Below are 16,440 nucleotides of genomic sequence, written 5' to 3' on the forward strand. Positions count from 1 at the left end.
AGAAAAGGATGAAAATCGGAATCGTCAACGACATGCCGCTTGCCGTCGAGGCGCTGCGCCGCGCGCTTGCGGCGCGCCACGACTATGAAGTGCTGTGGATCGCGCAGGACGGCCAGCAGGCGGTCGATTTCTGCACCGCGCAGCGGCCTGACATCGTGCTGATGGATCTGGTGATGCCGAACGTCGACGGCATCGAGGCCACGCGCCGCATCATGGCGCGCGCGCCGTGCGCGATCCTGATCGTCACCGTCGACGTGGGCGCGAACGCGTGGCGCGTCTATGAAGCGATGGGCGCGGGCGCGCTCGACGCCGTCGATACACCTTCGCTGAACGGTCCCGACGCGCACAAGAGCATCGCCACGTTGATCGCGAAGATCGACCGCATCGCGGCGCTCGTCAAGGAACGCAACGCGCCTGGCGCGGCGGCCGCGGCAACGCCCGCCAGCGCGACGAATCGCGACACGCCGCTGGTGGCCATCGGCGCATCGGCGGGCGGACCGGCGGCGCTTGCGACACTGCTCGCCGGCCTGCCGAAGGATTTCGCGGCGGCTATCGTGATCGTGCAGCACGTCGACGCGGCGTTTGCCGCCGGCATGACGGACTGGCTGAACCAGCAATCGGCGGTACCGGTGCGGATCGCTAACGAAGGCGACCGCCCGCAAGCGGGCGTCGCGTTGCTCGCCGCCACCGACGATCATCTGCATCTGAAACTGCCCAATGTGCTCGGCTACACGCGCGTGCCGGAAGAGACGCCTTACCGGCCTTCCGTCGACGTGTTCTTTCATAGCGTGGTGGCGCGCTGGCCGGCGCGCGCGGTCGGCGTGCTGCTGACCGGCATGGGCCGCGACGGCGCGATCGGACTTAAGGCGATGCGCACGAAGGGCTATCACACGATCGCGCAAGACGAGGCGACCAGCGCCGTGTACGGAATGCCGAAAGCGGCCGCGGCACTCGACGCCGCCGCCGCGATCCTGCCGTTGCCGCGCATCGCCGCCGCGCTCGCGACAGCGGTCAACGCGCGCTAAACACGCACTCGCCACTTATGAGCCGTTTCGATTCACTCACATTCATTCTGGCTGAACATCATGGACACTCCTAAGCCGCATCAGAACGCCGCCGCGCAGGATTTCGCGTCCGACGCGGTGGACGCCCCCAATCTCGCGATCGACGATGCCCTGGCGCGCATCCTCGGCAATCCGCCCGCAGCCGAGTGCCCGATCATGGTGTTGCTGGTCGACGATCAGGCGATCATCGCCGAGGCGATTCGCCAGGCGCTGGCCGACGAACCGAGCGTCGACTTCCACTACTGCGCGTCGCCTGAAGAAGCGCTGCGCTCCGCCGCCGAAACGCGCGCGACGGTGATCCTTCAGGACCTCGTGATGCCGGGCACCGACGGCCTCACCCTCGTGCGCCAATACCGGCAGAATCCGGCGACGCGCGACATTCCGATCATCGTGTTGTCGACCAAGGAAGAACCGCTCGTGAAAAGCGCGGCCTTCGCCGCCGGCGCGAACGACTATCTGGTGAAGCTGCCGGACCGCATTGAGTTGATTGCGCGCATCCGCTATCACTCGCGTTCGTACCTGAACCTGATTCAACGCGACGAGGCGTATCAGGCGCTGCGTCAATCGCAACAGCAATTGCTCGCGACGAATCTGGAATTGCAGCGGCTCACGCATTCGGACGGCCTGACCGGCCTGTCGAATCGCCGCTACCTCGATCAATATCTGGCCGCCGAATGGCGCCGCAGCACACGCGAGAAGACCGGCCTCGGTTTTCTGATGATCGATGTGGATAACTTCAAGGCTTATAACGATACCTACGGGCACGTTGCCGGCGACGAAGTGCTCAAGACGGTCGCGCATACCGTCGAGTCGTGCCTCGGGCGCTCGGCGGATCTCGCGGCGCGCTTCGGTGGCGAAGAGTTCGCGGTGGTGGTGCCGGGCACGTCGTCGGGCGGCTTGCGTCTGCTCGCGGAAAAGATCCGCATTGCAATCGAAGGGCTGGCGATCCCGCATTCGGGCTCCGCAGCCGGCGTCGTGACGATCAGCATCGGCGCGGCGACGCTCGTGCCGTCGGTCACCGAACCGGTGACGAAGCTGATCGAAGCGGCTGATGTCGGCTTGTATCGCGCGAAGCGGGATGGGAAGAATCAGGTTGCGGTGAGTGATTGATTGTTCGGCTTGCGGATCTACTCACACGGAATGAAAACGCGCCGGTTTGCAGCGCGGGTTTTCATTTGCGGCAGTAACAGTAGCACCAGCACTGGCAGTGGCACTACGTACGGCGGTTTCTAACGCGTGCGCTTCTTTAGCATTGCCAGGACGCGGCACCGACCGGCTCATCGCCGCGATACTTGTTGCGTGCTTCGACAAGCACGCTTGCATCGATTGCGCCCTCATCCACCAACGCCTTCAGCGCGGCGATCACAATCGACTTGCGGTCCACTTCGAAAAACTCGCGCAAGGCCTGACGTGTATCGCTGCGGCCGAAACCATCCGTGCCGAGCGTCACGTATCGGCGCGGCACATACGCGCGAATCAGTTCCGGCACGGCGCGTACATAGTCGGTCGCGGCGACGATCGGACCTTGCGATGCATCGAGCGCTTGCGTGACATACGGCGCCGCGCTCGCTTCGCCGAGACGCGCGAGACGTTCCGCCGCCATCCCATCGCGCTGCAACTCGGTGAAGCTCGTTACGCTCCATACGGCGGCGTCGATTTGCCAATCGCCCTTCAACATCTGCTGCGCCGCGATCACTTCGCCGAGAATCGCGCCCGCGCCGAGCAATTGCACCTGAGCTTGCTTGCTCTCCTGATCCTGCACTGGCACTCGCGCCGTCAGCGGATAGATGCCCTTGAGAATCCCTTCACGCAGCGCCTGCAAGTCGCCGCCCGGCACTGAAGGCTGCGCGTAGTTCTCGTTCATCACCGTGACGTAATAGAACACGTCGCGCTGCTGCTCGACCATTTCACGCATGCCCTCGTCGACGATCGCGGCAACTTCGTACGCGAACGCCGGGTCGTACGCGCGGCAATTCGGAATCGTCGATGCCGCGAGATGGCTCGAGCCGTCCTGGTGCTGCAAGCCCTCGCCGCCGAGCGTCGTCTTGCCCGAAGTCGCGCCAATCAGGAAGCCGCGCGCACGCTGATCCGCCGCGGCCCAGATCAGGTCGCCGATGCGCTGGAAGCCGAACATCGAATAGTAGATGTAGAACGGCAGCATCGGCAGATCGTGCACGCTGTACGACGTCGCCGCCGCGATCCACGACGACACGGCGCCTGCTTCCGAAATGCCCTCCTCCAGAATCTGGCCTTTCGTGTCCTCGCGGTAGTACAGCATCGAGCCGAGATCTTCAGGCTCGTACAACTGGCCGAGCGGCGAATAGATCCCGACCTGGCGGAACATGTTCGCCATGCCGAAAGTGCGTGCTTCGTCGGCGACGATCGGCACCACGCGTGGGCCAACTTCCTGATCCTTGAGCAGCGCGGTCAGCATGCGGACGAGCGCCATGGTCGTGGACATCTCGCGGCCGTTCGAGTCCAGCGAAAATTGCCCCCAGGAGGACACCGGCGGGACGGTCAGCCCCTTCGATGCAACTCTCCGCCTTCTGGGCAGATAGCCTCCGAGAGCCGCCCGGCGTGCATGCAGGTATTGCATTTCCGGGCTGTCTTCCGCGGGTTTGTAAAACTTCACCTGTTCGACGTCCTCGTCCGTGAGAGGCAGGCGGAAGCGATCGCGAAACGCCTTGAGGTCGTCGAAGCCCAGCTTCTTTTGCTGGTGCGTGGTCATGCGGCCCTGGCCCGAAGTGCCCATGCCGAAACCCTTCATCGTCTTCGCAAGAATGACCGTCGGCTGGCCGCGATGTTCGAGCGCCTTCGCGTAGGCCGCGTGCAGTTTGCGCACGTCGTGGCCACCGCGGCGCAGGCGGTCGATGTCGTCGTCGCTCAATTGCGCGGCGAGCGCGGCAAGCTCCGGGTTCTGGCCGAAGAAGCGTTCGCGGTTGTACGCGCCGTCGTTGGCCGAGAAGGTCTGGAACTGGCCGTCGACGGTATGCGCGAACGCGCGCAGCAAGGCGCCCGTGCGGTCGCGCGAGAACAGCGCGTCCCAGTCCGAACCCCACACCACCTTGATCACATTCCAGCCGGCGCCGACGAAGTGCGCTTCCAGTTCATCGATGATGCGGCCGTTGCTGCGCACCGGCCCGTCGAGCCGCTGCAGATTGCAGTTGATCACGAACACGAGATTGTCGAGCCCTTCGCGCGCGGCGATCGAAAGCGCACCGGTCGATTCCGGCTCGTCCATTTCGCCGTCGCCGAAAAAGCCCCAGACCTTGCGGCCTTCCGTTTGCACGAGACCGCGATTGGCCAGATAGCGCATGAAACGCGCTTGATAAATCGCGTTGATCGGGCCGATGCCCATCGAGCCGGTCGGGAACTGCCAGAAGTCCGGCATCAGCCACGGATGCGGATACGAACACAAACCCGGGCCGCCGATCTCGCGGCGATAGTGCTGCAAATGCTGCTCGCTTAAGAACCCTTCGAGGTAAGCCCGCGCGTACACACCCGGCGACGAATGCGGCTGGAAATACACGAGGTCGCCCGTGCCCTCTTCTCCGCCCGGCGCGGCCGCGCGAAAGAAATGATTGAAGCCGACCTCGAACAGATCCGCCGCAGACGCGTAGCTCGCGATATGGCCGCCGAGTTCGCCGTAGGCCTGGTTCGCGCGCACCACCATCGCCAAAGCATTCCAGCGCAGCGCGGCGGCGAGCCGTTCTTCGAGTTCGAGATTGCCCGGATAGCGCGGTTGCTGCTCGAACGGGATCGTGTTCTGGTACGGCGTGACGTTGGTGCGCGCCGATTCGACACCCAGCGACAGTGCATGGCTTGCAAGCTTGTCGAACAGGAACTGCGCGCGGTCGCGGCCGACATGCGCGACGACCGCATCGAGCGCTTCCAGCCATTCGGCGGTTTCCTGCGGATCCGTATCCGCGCGCTCCGCGCTTTCAACGCGTTGTGGATTGGATAACCGCAACTGCTCGCTACCGCTGGACAAATCCGTCATGGCACCACTCCCGCATCAACGCGTTCGGTTCAAGATCGAGTGAGTCAATGGTAACCATGTGCTCACAAAATGAGCGTCTCATTTGCTTGTGATCCCGTGCTGCGATAGGCTATTTATTCCAGATTTCGCCACCACGACAGAATATTTCATCTATGACCACGCCACCCAGACGGCTGGACCGCATCGACATCGGCATCCTCAGCCAGTTGCAGCAGAACGCGCGCATCACCAATGCAGATCTGGCGCGCTCGGTGAACCTGTCGCCCACGCCGTGCTTCAACCGCGTGCGGGCGCTCGAAAAGCTCGGTCTGTTCAAGCAGCAGGTCACGTTGCTGAACCCGGAGCCGCTCGGGCTGCGCATCAACGTGTTCATTCAGGTGAGTCTGGAAAAGCAGGTGGAAGACGCGCTGCAGCGTTTCGAGCAGGCGATTTCGGAGCGCCCCGAGGTGATGGAGTGCTATCTGATGACGGGCGACGCCGACTATCTGCTGCGCGTGGTGATGCCGGACATGCAGACGCTGGAGCGCTTCATCGTCGATCATCTGACGAAGATTCCGGGCATCTCCAATATCCGCTCGAGCTTCGCGCTCAAGCAGGTGCGTTACAAGACTGCGCTGCCGTTGCCGTCGTCGGGACTGACGTTGATCGATCCCGACGACGTGTCGACTGACTGGCGCTGAAGACGCTTTTGAGTCCGTCCTGGCGTTATGCCGCCGCGGCGCCGCGCGTGTAGCGTGCGGCCGGCAGCTTATGCGACAGGTTCGGCTGCAGATGCTGACGCGCGCTGTTGAAGCGCTCCCAATCCGCCGCATCCGGCAAAGACGGAATGGTCACCAGTTCGCCCTCGTCGAGGCCGACGAGCGCGGCGTCCACCATGTCTTCGGCGGTCATCACGATCTGCTGCGGCAGATGTTCGACCGCGAGACCCGCGCGGTCCCAGAACGCCGTGCTGGTGGCGCCCGGCAACACAGCCTGCAATTGCACGCCCTTGCCGCCCACTTCGTGATGCAGCGACTGCGTCAGGTTGAGCACGTAGGCCTTGGTGCCGCTGTACGTGCCGTTCAACAGTTCCGGCGATAGCGCGACGATCGACGCAATATTGATCACGATGCCGTTGCCCCGCTCCACCAGGCCCGGCAGGACCGCCGCCGTCAGGCGCGTGAGCGCGGTCACGTTCAGGTCGATCATTTTTTCGAGCGCATCGACGTCCGAATCGATCAGCGACGCGGTCGCGCCGACGCCGGCGTTGTTGACCAGCATCGTGATGTCACGATCCGCACGCAGTCTTTCTTCGATGCGGCGCACGTCGGCCTTGACGGTCAGGTCCGCGCCAATCGTTTCGACGTGGCGGCCGGTTTCCGTCGTCAGACGCTCGGCCAGACCGTTCAGCCGCTGCACGTCGCGCGCCACCAGAATCAGGTCGTAGCCGCGCCGCGCGAGGCGATCCGCATACACCGCGCCGATACCCGACGATGCGCCCGTCACCAATGCCGTGCCCTTGCCTGTTTGCGTTGCCATTTGAATCTCTCCTTGCGGGCGTGACGCTTCGCGCCTGTGCCCTGTCCGATAAGCGAATGGGAAAACCCGGGAAACTCCGCCGCCGCCGATCTGTTGTGCGGCATTGCGGTGTTGACGAGGCAAGTCTAGGCGCGTAGCCTGTCGTCTCAAATGTCGTATTTACCTCGTTTTAGGACATTGCGATGAGACACGTCGGCGTGGTGGTTTTTCCGGGCTTCCAGATTCTCGATATGGTGGCGGTCTCGATCTTCGAGCTGGCGAACCTCGAGGCCGGCCAGCCTGAGTACGAGGTGGAGATCATTTCCGAGCACGGCGGCATGGTGCGCAGTTCGGCGGGCGTCGAGATCGCCACCCGGCCGTTCGGCGATCCGGCGTACGACACCGTGGTGGTCACCGGCGCGATGCAGATCGCGCCGTCATCGCCGGGATTGCTGGCGTTTCTGAACGAGGTGCTCGGTGCGGCGCGGCGCACCACGAGCATTTGCACGGGTGCATTCGTGCTGGCCGAGGCCGGGATTCTCGACGGCCGCCACGCGACGACCCACTGGTTTCACGCCCGCGATCTGCAACAACGCTTTCCGCAAACGCGCGTGGATGAAGACCGCATCTTTATCGTCGACGGTTCGGTGTGGACGTCGGCGGGCATGACCGCGTGCATCGATCTATGTCTGGCGCTGGTTGAAAACGATCTCGGCGTGGAAGTGTCGCGCGCAATCGCCAAAAAGCTCGTTGTGTACCATCGTCGCACCGGCGGCCAGTCGCAGTTCTCGGCCATGCTGGACCTGGAGCCGAAATCCGACCGCATTCAGAACGCGCTTTCATACGCCAAAAGCCATCTGCGCGAACCGTTGACTGTCGAGCAACTCGCCGACGTCGCGCATCTCAGCCCGCGCCAGTTCAGCCGCGCGTTTCGCGACGAAACCCGCCAATCGCCGGCCAAAGCCATCGAGGCATTGCGCGTCGAGGCCGCGCGCGCCATGCTGGAAGCGGGCCGCCACTCCATGGAGGCGGTGGCCGTGGAAACGGGTTTCGTCGATACCGAACGGATGCGGCGCGCGTTTCTGCGCGCATTCGGCCAGCCGCCACAGGCGATCAAACGCGCAGCGCGCGTGGGCGTGCTGTAACACAGGTGATGGACAATGTCGGCAACAGCGCCTTACCCGATATGACCTTCCACGATAAGAGGAACGCGATGAACTACGACGACAGCAATCCCTTCGCAAGGATTCTGCGTGGCGAACTGCCCTGCATCAAGGTGGCCGAAACCGATGCCGCCCTCGCCTTCATGGATCTGATGCCGCAAGCCGACGGGCATTTGCTGGTGGTGCCGAAAGAAGCCGCCGCGGAGATTTTCGAATTGTCGGATGCTTCGACGGTGGCCTGCATGCGCATGACGCAAAAGCTCGCGATTGCGGTGCGCGCGGCGTTACGGCCGGACGGCGTGTTCATCGGACAATTCAACGGCGCCGCTGCGGGACAAACGGTGCCGCATGTGCATTTTCATGTGATCCCGCGCTGGGAAGGCCAGCCGCTGCGAATGCATGCGCGCGATGTCGCCGACGCGGACACGCTCGAAGCGCTCGCCAAGCGCATTCGCTCGCATTGGCGCGCCGACTGACGCGATGCATCGCTCGGTTCCACCGCGGTCATGCGCCGTAACATGTGTAAAGGCCGCTGAAACCAGCGGTGTGCGCCGTACGACTAGACTGGTCGTTGCCTTGGTTCTCCAAGGCATTGAGTGTGGATCTCTTTTTAGCCTGCCCGAAACGGGCAGGCTTTTTTATTTGCACGCCTTTGGGTTGCCTCGCCGCCGCGCTCGCGGCACGCGTTAAAAAACCCGCACGCGGCGGGTTTCATTTCACTACCGATGGTAAGGCGCAGGTCCGTGATGCGGCGGCGGACGACGATGATGACGGTGGTGATGTGGCACCGGCACGCGGTGGCAACGATTCACCAGACGGCCATGCACCCATACGCGCTTACACACCACACGCGAATGCGCTTCGGCGGCAGTAGGCACGAAGGCGATGGTACTTGCAGCCAGCAGCATCAATGACATCAGTTTGCGCACGAATCCTCCTCTTCAACGGGCCGCTATTTTAGGGCGGCGGGTTGATTCGTGCAGGGCGGCACGCAGGCGGACCGGGATGGGCAAGCGCAACGCGTCAGAGACGATCCCGCGAACGCCGCAGCGGATGCCGCCAGTCGATGCGGCGCGGTCTCACGTGCATCGGTCGCATCTCGTGCAGATGCCGGTGTTCTTGCCACAATTCGTCGGAGAAAAGAAAGGCGACGATGAGCAGCGGAATGACCAGAAACGCGCCCAATATCAGGTTCTCGATCACGGCAGCCTCCAATTGCAGGAGCATGATTTCATTGTAGAGCACCGCGCGTACCCGTACCGTGCCGCTCACCTCACAATAGCCGCGTTCGCGCCGGGCGCGGCCCTGCGACAACGCGACGCCCTGCTCGTTCCGGCCCCGCATGCCGCCCGGCTTATCGTAAGAAAGTCTCGTGCGGGCGAGATAGCTTGCAAGAACTCCCCGCACGGCGCCCTGACTAACTGGAAAACGCTGGAAAACGCGTAGGCCTACACAAACCGCGCGCATTCAAACCAAAAAATTCTCAAGGGGAATCCAATGACGACCGAACGTAGCAGCGAACTCACTCTGCGCCCGCTCGAGCGCACCGATCTGCGCTTTGTCCATGAAGTGAACAACAACGCGAAAATCATGCGTTACTGGTTCGAGGAGCCATATGAAACCTTCTCGGAACTGACCCAGCTTTACGACCAGCACGTGCACGATCTGCGCGAGCGACGTTTCGTGGCAATCGACAACGAGGGGCAGACGGTCGGTGTGGTCGAGTTGATCGAGCTGGACTATATCCATCGGCGGGGTGAGTTCCAGATCATCATCGCGCCGCATGCGCAAGGCCGTGGCTACGCGACCCTCGCCACTCAGCTCGCCACCGACTATGCGTTTTCCGTGCTGAACTTGCGCAAGGTCTATCTGATCGTCGACAAGTCGAATACGGCGGCGATCCACGTTTATGAAAAGTGCGGCTTCAGGCACGAAGCCGAATTGATCGAGGAATTTTTCGGCAATGGCAGCTATCACAACGCCTTGCGGATGTGCATGTTTCAGTCCGAGTTCTTCGAGGCGAATCGACGCGTCGACTGACTCCATGCAGGTGCGTGCGGGCTGCCGTTTTGCCGACCCGTGCGCGCACCGTCGTCATGCTGGCACTCTTTATCTTCTGCAAGCGCACCGTTATTTCGTGATTTTGCTTTAGTCGGTTGAATGACTTTGTGTGCAACGCACCAAATGCGTCGATTAATTGTAGTAAATCACTTAATTGGTGCCCTCTCGTTTACGCGAATACGCGCCGCAAAGCTTTACTGGTTAAAGCGGCGTGCCCTGCCCATCTTTTAGTTATCCGTCACAATCACGTCTATCTAAGCCGTTGCCCAACGATTAAGCGCGTGTAATTGACGGTGCGACAATTCGCCGCTGTTGCGACCGCACACAAGATGTGCTTGTCGTTCTCGCGCGTTCTCCTAAAGTGCAAGATGCGGGTTCAAAGTTAAAGTTAAATACATAGCTAACCTGAGTATCCACCCGCACCGGAGGAAAATATGAAAATGCGAATCGCCGTTGTTTTCGCCATTGCGGGATTGGCTGCCGCTACTGTTCAGGCGCAAGACGTCATGATCAAGCCGCAGCAAACCATCCAGTTCAAGGCCAATGCATATGGCTGTCTGTCGAAGGATAAACTCGACGCCGCCGACCAGCATGCGCAAGCCGGTGAACAGCAAAAAATGCAGGAATTCTTCTCCGGATATCAATGTGTTTCCACCCCGGAAAACTCGAGCTTCCGTGTTGTCCGCGTGGTCGGTCACGACATCGAATTCGTGAATTCCGGTAATAGCGATACGCAAGGCCTTTGGGCAAACGATCGATTCATCAAGCAATAAGCTGAACGTCGTCCATTCCGGCGAAATGCCGGAATGTGATTTTGCGCGCGTCTGTCCTCTGACTCGATAAGCCGGAGGCGGTAAAGCTGTAAGTTAAAAAATCGGCTGGGCATGACAATGCTCGGCCGATTTTATTCGCGTGCGCCTGCTTCGCTTTTAGACGGGCAGAAAAAAGCCGATGCGGATCATTTCGATCCGCATCGGCAGTACGCCTTCTCGCAAAGCGCAGGGAACAATCGTTTAACGCATGACCAGCCGCTCAGTGTGAATCGCGCGGCACCGGAGCGCCGCTCGATCCCACCAGAAAGTCGAGATCCGCGCCCTGGTCCGCTTGCAGCACGTGCTCGACGTAGAGCTTGTAGTAGCCGCGTTTTGGCGCCTCAGGCGCCTGCCATGCGGCGCGCCGGCGCGCGAGTTCCGCGTCGGTGACGTCGAGGTGCAGGCGGCGTGCTTCGACATCCAGTTCGATCATGTCGCCGGTCTGCACGAACGCCAGCGGCCCGCCCGCGGCCGCTTCGGGCGACACATGCAGCACTACCGCGCCGTACGCCGTCCCGCTCATGCGGCCGTCGGAAATGCGCACCATGTCCGTGATGCCTTTTTGCAGCACTTTTTTCGGCAGCGGCATATTGCCGACTTCCGCGAAGCCCGGATAACCCTTCGGCCCCGCGCCCTTGAGCACCATGATGCAATGCTCGTCGATATCGAGCGACTCGTCGTCGATCTTCGCGTGCAGCTCCTCGATGTTCTCGAACACCACCGCGCGACCGCGATGCTTGAGCAACGCCGCGGTAGCCGCCGACGGCTTGATCACCGCGCCATTCGGCGCGAGATTGCCCTTGAGCACCGCGATGCCGGCCTTCGGCTTGAACGGCTCGGCGAACGTCGTGATGACCTTCTCGTCGTAATTCGCCGCGTTGCGCACGTTGTCCCAAAGGGTCTTGCCGTTCACGGTCAACGCTTCTTTGTGCAAGAGCCCTTGCTCGCCGAGTTGCTTCAACACCGCCGGCAAACCGCCCGCGTAGTAAAAGTCCTCCATCAGATATTCACCGGACGGTTGCAAATTCACGAGACACGGCACGTTCGACCCCAGCTCCCAATCCTCCAGCGACAACTCCACGCCAATGCGCTTGGCCAGCGCAATCAGATGGACGACCGCATTGGTCGAGCCGCCGATCGCCGCATTCGTGCGGATCGCGTTTTCGAAGGCCTGGCGCGTGAGGATCTTGTCCATCGTCAGATCCTCGCGAACCATGTCGACGATGCGCCGGCCCGCGAGATGCGCGAGCACCTGGCGGCGCGCATCGACGGCGGGAATCGCCGCGTTGTGCGGCAGGCCCATGCCGAGCGATTCGACCATCGAGGCCATGGTCGACGCCGTGCCCATCGTCATGCAGTGGCCGCGTGAGCGGTTCATGCATGACTCGGCTTCGGTGAATTCTTCCTGCGTCATCGTGCCGGCGCGCACCTCCTCGGACATCTGCCAGACGCCCGTGCCAGAGCCGATGTTCTTGCCGCGAAACCGGCCGTTGAGCATCGGGCCGCCGGAAACGGCCAGCGCGGGCAGATTGCACGACGCCGCGCCCATCAGCAGCGCGGGCGTGGTCTTGTCGCAGCCGACCAGCAGAATCACGCCGTCCATCGGATTGCCGCGAATCGATTCCTCGACATCCATGGATGCGAGGTTGCGAAACAGCATCGCGGTAGGCCGCAAATTGGTCTCGCCGAGCGACATCACCGGAAACTCGAGCGGCAAGCCGCCGGCTTCATGCACGCCTTTTTTCACGTACTCCGCCAGCTCGCGAAAATGCGCGTTGCACGGCGTCAGTTCCGACCATGTATTGCAAATGCCGATCACCGGGCGTCCGTCGAATTCGTCGTGCGGGATGCCCTGGTTTTTCATCCACGAGCGATGTAGAAAACCGTCGCGGTCCTTGAGGCCGAACCACGCCTGGCTGCGTAGCGGCTTTTTAGTCTGGTTCGAATCAGCCATGAAATCTCCTGTTGGCAAACGTGGGGGCGGGGCGCGCGTCAGTGCACGCGCTTGCTACGGCGGAACTGGTCGAACAGCACCGCCAGCAGCAGGATCCCGCCGCGAATAAGGTATTGGTAAAAGGTCGGTACGTTGAGCAGGCTCATGGCGTCCTGCACCGAGCCCATGATCAGCACGCCGACCAGCACACCGGAAATCGTCGCGACACCGCCCGTGAGCGAGACGCCGCCGAGCACGCATGCGGAAATCACGCCGAGTTCGAGGCCGACCGAGGTCTTCGGATCGCCCAGACTCATACGCGACGCAAGCATCACGCCTGCAAATCCGGTGACGAGGCCCTGCAATACGAACACTGTGATCTTGATCCGCGTCACCGGCAAGCCCGCCAGCAACGCAGCCTCGCTATTGCCGCCGACGGCCAGAACGTTCTTGCCGAACACGGTTTTCTTCAGCAAAAAGCCGAACAGCACGAAGCCGACGATGTTGCTCCAGATCGGATACGAAATCCCGAGGAACGCGCCGCCGCCAAGGTCGAAGAAACGTTCTTCGGAAATCATCACGGCGTCGCCGTTCGAGGTGATGTAGGCGAGGCCGCGCACGACCTCCATCATGGCCAGCGTGACGATCAGCGAATTGATCTTGTAGCGCGCTACCAGCACGCCGTTGACGAGCCCAACCGCGCCACCCGCAAGTACGCCGGCCGCGACGCCGAGCATCACGCTATGCGTCGCGGTGATCAAGGTGGACGCCACCACGCCCGCAAACGCGACGATCGACGCCACCGACAAATCCACTTCGCCGAGCGCGAGAACGAACATCATCGTCACGGAGATCGAGCCGATCAGCGTGACGGAGAGCAGCAGGCCCTGGATGTTTCGCGAGCTTAAAAAATCCGGCACGGTGAACGACAAAGCCGCGAACAGAATCACGAACACCATCACGATGCCGGACTTGTTGATCAGGTCCCAGGTGCGCGCGGCGCGCGCGCTCAAGCCCGCTGAGGCGACGGCTGGGGTCGAGGAATCGGTTGAGGGTGTCTGCATGGTGTTTATTCCGTTTCTATGGCTATGCCGCGATTCGATTCGATTCGGTTGCTTTCGCTGTGTTGAGAATTCAAGGCGGCGTCAGCGGGGCAGGGCGAGCTTGATCAGCGCGTCCGGCGTGGCCTGCGCCTTGGGCAGATCGCCGACGATGCGGCCTTCCTTCATCACGATCACGCGATCCGTCACGCCGATCACTTCGGCGAGATCGCTCGACACGACGATCACTGTGCGGCCCGCTTCGGCGAGCCCATACAGAAGCCCATAAATCTCGCTGCGCGCGCCGACGTCGATGCCGCGCGTGGGTTCGTCCATCAGAAACACGTCGATGTCTTCGGCGAGCCAGCGCGACAGAATCACCTTCTGCTGATTGCCGCCGGACAGCGTGCCGATCGGCGTGTCGCCGTTGCGCGTCTTAATCGCGAGCTTGCCGATGAACTCTTTGGCGGTCTGCGCTTCCTTGCGTCCGTAGAGCACGTTGAAGCGGCTGAAATGGCGTCGGCAGCTGATGTTGAGGTTGTCCGATACCGAGGCGATCGAAACGATGCCTTCCTGCTTGCGGTCTTCGGGACACAGCGCCACGCCCGCGCGCACGGCGTCACGCGGTGTGGCAAAACTCACGCGCTTGCCTTTGAGCGTAATCTCGCCGGCATCCGGTTTGACCGCGCCATAGATGAGCTTCATCAGCTCGGAGCGTCCCGCGCCGACTAGCCCGAAGAAGCCGACGATTTCGCCTTTGCGTGCGGTGAAAGAAGCCGGCTCGCGCAGGCCGCGTCCCATCATTTCCTTCACGTCGAGTTGCACGTCGCCAAGATCGCGCGAGCGATAGCCGTACACGTCGGCGATTGAACGGCCCACCATGCAACTGATCAGGCGATCGCGGTCGAGTCCTTCACCCGCTTCAAATGTATCGATGCGGAGACCGTCGCGAAACACGGTTACGCGATCGCACAGTTCGTAGACTTCATCCATCCGATGCGTGACGTAGATGATCGCGCGGCCTTCGGCCTTCAATGCACGAATGATCCGGAACAGTTGCGTCGTCTCACGCGACGACAGCGAACTAGTCGGTTCGTCAAATGCGATCACGCGCGCGTCGCGCATCAGCGCCTTGCCGATTTCGATCATTTGCCGCTGGCCGATCGAAAGATTCTTGACCTGCTGCGACGGATCGATTTTTTCGCCGAGCCGTTCCAGTTCGCGCACGGCACGCGCGACCAGCGCTTTTTCGTCCAGTACGCCGAAGCGATTCGGCAGGGCGCCGAGCATCAGATTTTCCGCAACCGTCAGTTCCGGCACGAGATGCAGTTCCTGATAGATGATCGCCACGCCCGCGGCAATTGCGGCCTTGGTCGTGATGAATTGCTGTTCGACGCCGTCGAGCGACAACGTACCCGCCGCCGGTTGATTCACGCCGGACAACACCTTGAGCAGCGTCGACTTGCCGGCGCCGTTTTCGCCCATCAAGCCGTGCACTTCGCCGCGCCGCACTTCGAGCGACACCTGGTCGAGCGCGAGCACGCCGGGAAAGCGCACGGTGATACCGTCGAGCCGCAGATAGGGCTCGGTGGAGGCGAGTGCAGGCGAGGGCGCTGCTTCCGCGGTGTGGGACTCGGTGTGTGAGAACGTCATCAAAAAACCTCAAGCTGGTGAACAACCTGTGCGGACCGCTCTCGCCTGAGCGAGAGACGGCCCGCAACGTGCAAACTCGAATGCCGCTTAAATACCGAGTTCTTTGCGCACGTCCTGCCAGTTGCTACGCACCATCAGCTTGCCGGTGGTCTGCGTATCGGCGGGCGGCTGCTTGCCGTCCTTGATCCACTCGACCAGGTTCTCCGTGCTTTCCTTACCGTGCATCGTCGAGCTCACGGCGATCGTGCCGTAGAAGCCCGTCGGTTCCTTCTTCTGGAATTCGGCGAATGCTTCGCCCGCGCCGTTGATGCCGACACCAATCACGTCCGCGGCGGGAATGTGCAATTGCTCGGTCGCGCGCACGCCGCCCAGCACGCTTTCCTCGTTGAGCGCGAAGATCACCCACTTCTTGATGTTCGGATGCTGTGCGAGCACCGGCGAGGAGGCGTTGAAACCGCCTTCGTCATCCGTCGTTTTTTGCGGGGCGTCGAAGATGTTTTCCTTTTTGAAGCCGCCGGCCAGCAACGATTGCGTCGCGCCGTCAGTGCGCAGTTTCGCGGTCGGCAATTCGTAGTTCGTAATGCGCAGCGCGCCGACTTCTTCCGGCTTCCAGCCACGGCGTTTCATCTCGTCGGCGATGGCAGTGCCGACCTGATTGCCGATCTTGAACGCGGACATGCCCAGATGCGGCACGTTCGGCAGCGGCTTGCCGGTGGAGTCGACGAGCTGATCGTCGACGGTGACGAACTTCATGTTGTAGCGCTTCGCCCGCGCCTGGATCGCCGGTCCGAGACGCACGTCGGGCGCGCAGATCACGAAGCCTTTGGCGCCTTGTGCGCCGAGGTTGTCGATCGCGGCCAGCACTTTTTCACCGTCCGGCGTGCCGATGTTCACCACGGAGAAGCCGTCCTTCTGGCCGAGCGCGCTCGCGGCTTTCTGTTCGTTGATGAACCATGCCTGCTCCGGCATCTTCACGAGGAAGCCGACTTTGAGCGGCGCATCCGCGTGCGCGGAAAGTTGCATGGCAAAAGGCGCGGCGAGGGCGGCGGCGGCCATCGCGGATAGCGTCAAACGGCGAAGCTTGCTGGTCATATCTGTCTCCTGAAGTTAAAAAAGCTGCGTTGATTTGTTTGATTGCAGCGGGTGATGCACGGCGGCGTCAGCGGGGACGCGGGTGAACGTTGGGGTGCGTGGCTCGATGGCTGACCGGCTGAACC

At 62.0% G+C, this 16,440-nt stretch carries 15 protein-coding genes; 8 read left to right on the forward strand and 7 right to left on the reverse strand.

Annotation, left to right across the window (positions count from 1 at the left end; translation table 11 throughout):
• The first annotated feature begins 8 nt into the window (after positions 1–8).
• Positions 9–1,025, forward strand: a complete 1,017-nt coding sequence (locus B0G75_RS08200; protein WP_106302994.1) for a chemotaxis response regulator protein-glutamate methylesterase — start codon at positions 9–11, stop codon at positions 1,023–1,025.
• Positions 1,026–1,085: 60 nt separating this feature from the next.
• A complete protein-coding gene (locus B0G75_RS08205; RefSeq protein ID WP_106302997.1) occupies positions 1,086–2,174 on the forward strand; it encodes a PleD family two-component system response regulator in 1,089 nt (362 codons plus the stop codon).
• A 136-nt stretch (positions 2,175–2,310) separates the two neighbouring features.
• On the opposite strand, the gene mdeB is transcribed toward B0G75_RS08205, so the two are convergent.
• Entirely contained in the window at positions 2,311–5,064 is a 2,754-nt protein-coding gene (gene mdeB, locus B0G75_RS08210) for an alpha-ketoglutarate dehydrogenase (RefSeq protein ID WP_106303000.1), read from the reverse strand.
• A gap of 152 nt (positions 5,065–5,216) precedes the next feature.
• Between mdeB and B0G75_RS08215 the strand changes: the two genes are divergently transcribed.
• On the forward strand, positions 5,217–5,744 hold the full coding sequence (locus B0G75_RS08215) for an Lrp/AsnC family transcriptional regulator (protein ID WP_012434873.1): 528 nt from the start codon (positions 5,217–5,219) through the stop codon (positions 5,742–5,744).
• Between the two features lie 25 nt (positions 5,745–5,769).
• Here B0G75_RS08215 and B0G75_RS08220 read toward each other — a convergent pair whose 3' ends face one another.
• Positions 5,770–6,582 (reverse strand): SDR family oxidoreductase, encoded by an 813-nt coding sequence (locus tag B0G75_RS08220; RefSeq protein ID WP_106303003.1) that lies wholly within the window; start codon positions 6,580–6,582, stop codon positions 5,770–5,772.
• Between the two features lie 182 nt (positions 6,583–6,764).
• Here B0G75_RS08220 and B0G75_RS08225 point away from each other — a divergent pair, with 182 nt between their 5' ends.
• The 3 genes from B0G75_RS08225 (at position 6,765) to B0G75_RS40115 (ending at position 8,598) form a co-directional block, all read left to right on the forward strand.
• The gene (locus B0G75_RS08225) at positions 6,765–7,706 is read left to right on the forward strand and encodes a GlxA family transcriptional regulator (RefSeq protein WP_106303006.1); all 942 of its coding nucleotides are present in this window, start codon (positions 6,765–6,767) and stop codon (positions 7,704–7,706) included.
• Positions 7,707–7,774: 68 nt separating this feature from the next.
• Complete coding sequence (locus tag B0G75_RS08230) at positions 7,775–8,200, forward strand: HIT family protein (protein ID WP_106284957.1); 426 nt, start codon at positions 7,775–7,777, stop codon at positions 8,198–8,200.
• 122 nt (positions 8,201–8,322) lie between these two features.
• Positions 8,323–8,598, forward strand: coding sequence for a hypothetical protein (locus B0G75_RS40115; RefSeq protein ID WP_146142488.1), 276 nt, complete (start codon positions 8,323–8,325; stop codon positions 8,596–8,598).
• Between the two features lie 149 nt (positions 8,599–8,747).
• On the opposite strand, the gene B0G75_RS41205 is transcribed toward B0G75_RS40115, so the two are convergent.
• Entirely contained in the window at positions 8,748–9,038 is a 291-nt protein-coding gene (locus B0G75_RS41205) for a hypothetical protein (protein WP_258194249.1), read from the reverse strand.
• Positions 9,039–9,221: 183 nt separating this feature from the next.
• Between B0G75_RS41205 and speG the strand changes: the two genes are divergently transcribed.
• Together speG and sap1 are read left to right on the forward strand one after the other, a co-directional pair.
• Positions 9,222–9,764: a spermidine N1-acetyltransferase gene (speG, locus tag B0G75_RS08240; protein ID WP_012434867.1), complete on the forward strand. Its 543-nt coding sequence runs from the start codon at positions 9,222–9,224 to the stop codon at positions 9,762–9,764.
• A gap of 455 nt (positions 9,765–10,219) precedes the next feature.
• Positions 10,220–10,558, forward strand: a complete 339-nt coding sequence (gene sap1, locus B0G75_RS08245) for a surface attachment protein Sap1 (protein WP_012434866.1) — start codon at positions 10,220–10,222, stop codon at positions 10,556–10,558.
• Between the two features lie 259 nt (positions 10,559–10,817).
• Here the strand turns inward: sap1 and B0G75_RS08250 are convergent, their stop codons facing one another.
• From B0G75_RS08250 to B0G75_RS08265, 4 genes are all read right to left on the reverse strand, one after another.
• Positions 10,818–12,551 (reverse strand): IlvD/Edd family dehydratase, encoded by a 1,734-nt coding sequence (locus tag B0G75_RS08250; protein ID WP_106303009.1) that lies wholly within the window; start codon positions 12,549–12,551, stop codon positions 10,818–10,820.
• Between the two features lie 38 nt (positions 12,552–12,589).
• Complete coding sequence (araH, locus tag B0G75_RS08255; protein ID WP_106284922.1) at positions 12,590–13,594, reverse strand: L-arabinose ABC transporter permease AraH; 1,005 nt, start codon at positions 13,592–13,594, stop codon at positions 12,590–12,592.
• Positions 13,595–13,675: 81 nt separating this feature from the next.
• Entirely contained in the window at positions 13,676–15,223 is a 1,548-nt protein-coding gene (gene araG / locus B0G75_RS08260; RefSeq protein ID WP_106303013.1) for an L-arabinose ABC transporter ATP-binding protein AraG, read from the reverse strand.
• A gap of 87 nt (positions 15,224–15,310) precedes the next feature.
• A complete protein-coding gene (locus tag B0G75_RS08265) occupies positions 15,311–16,315 on the reverse strand; it encodes an arabinose ABC transporter substrate-binding protein (protein WP_106303016.1) in 1,005 nt (334 codons plus the stop codon).
• Positions 16,316–16,440 lie beyond the last annotated feature (125 nt).

Origin of the sequence: Paraburkholderia sp. BL18I3N2, from assembly GCF_003001875.1 — a bacterium.
Lineage (GTDB): Bacteria > Pseudomonadota > Gammaproteobacteria > Burkholderiales > Burkholderiaceae > Paraburkholderia > Paraburkholderia phytofirmans.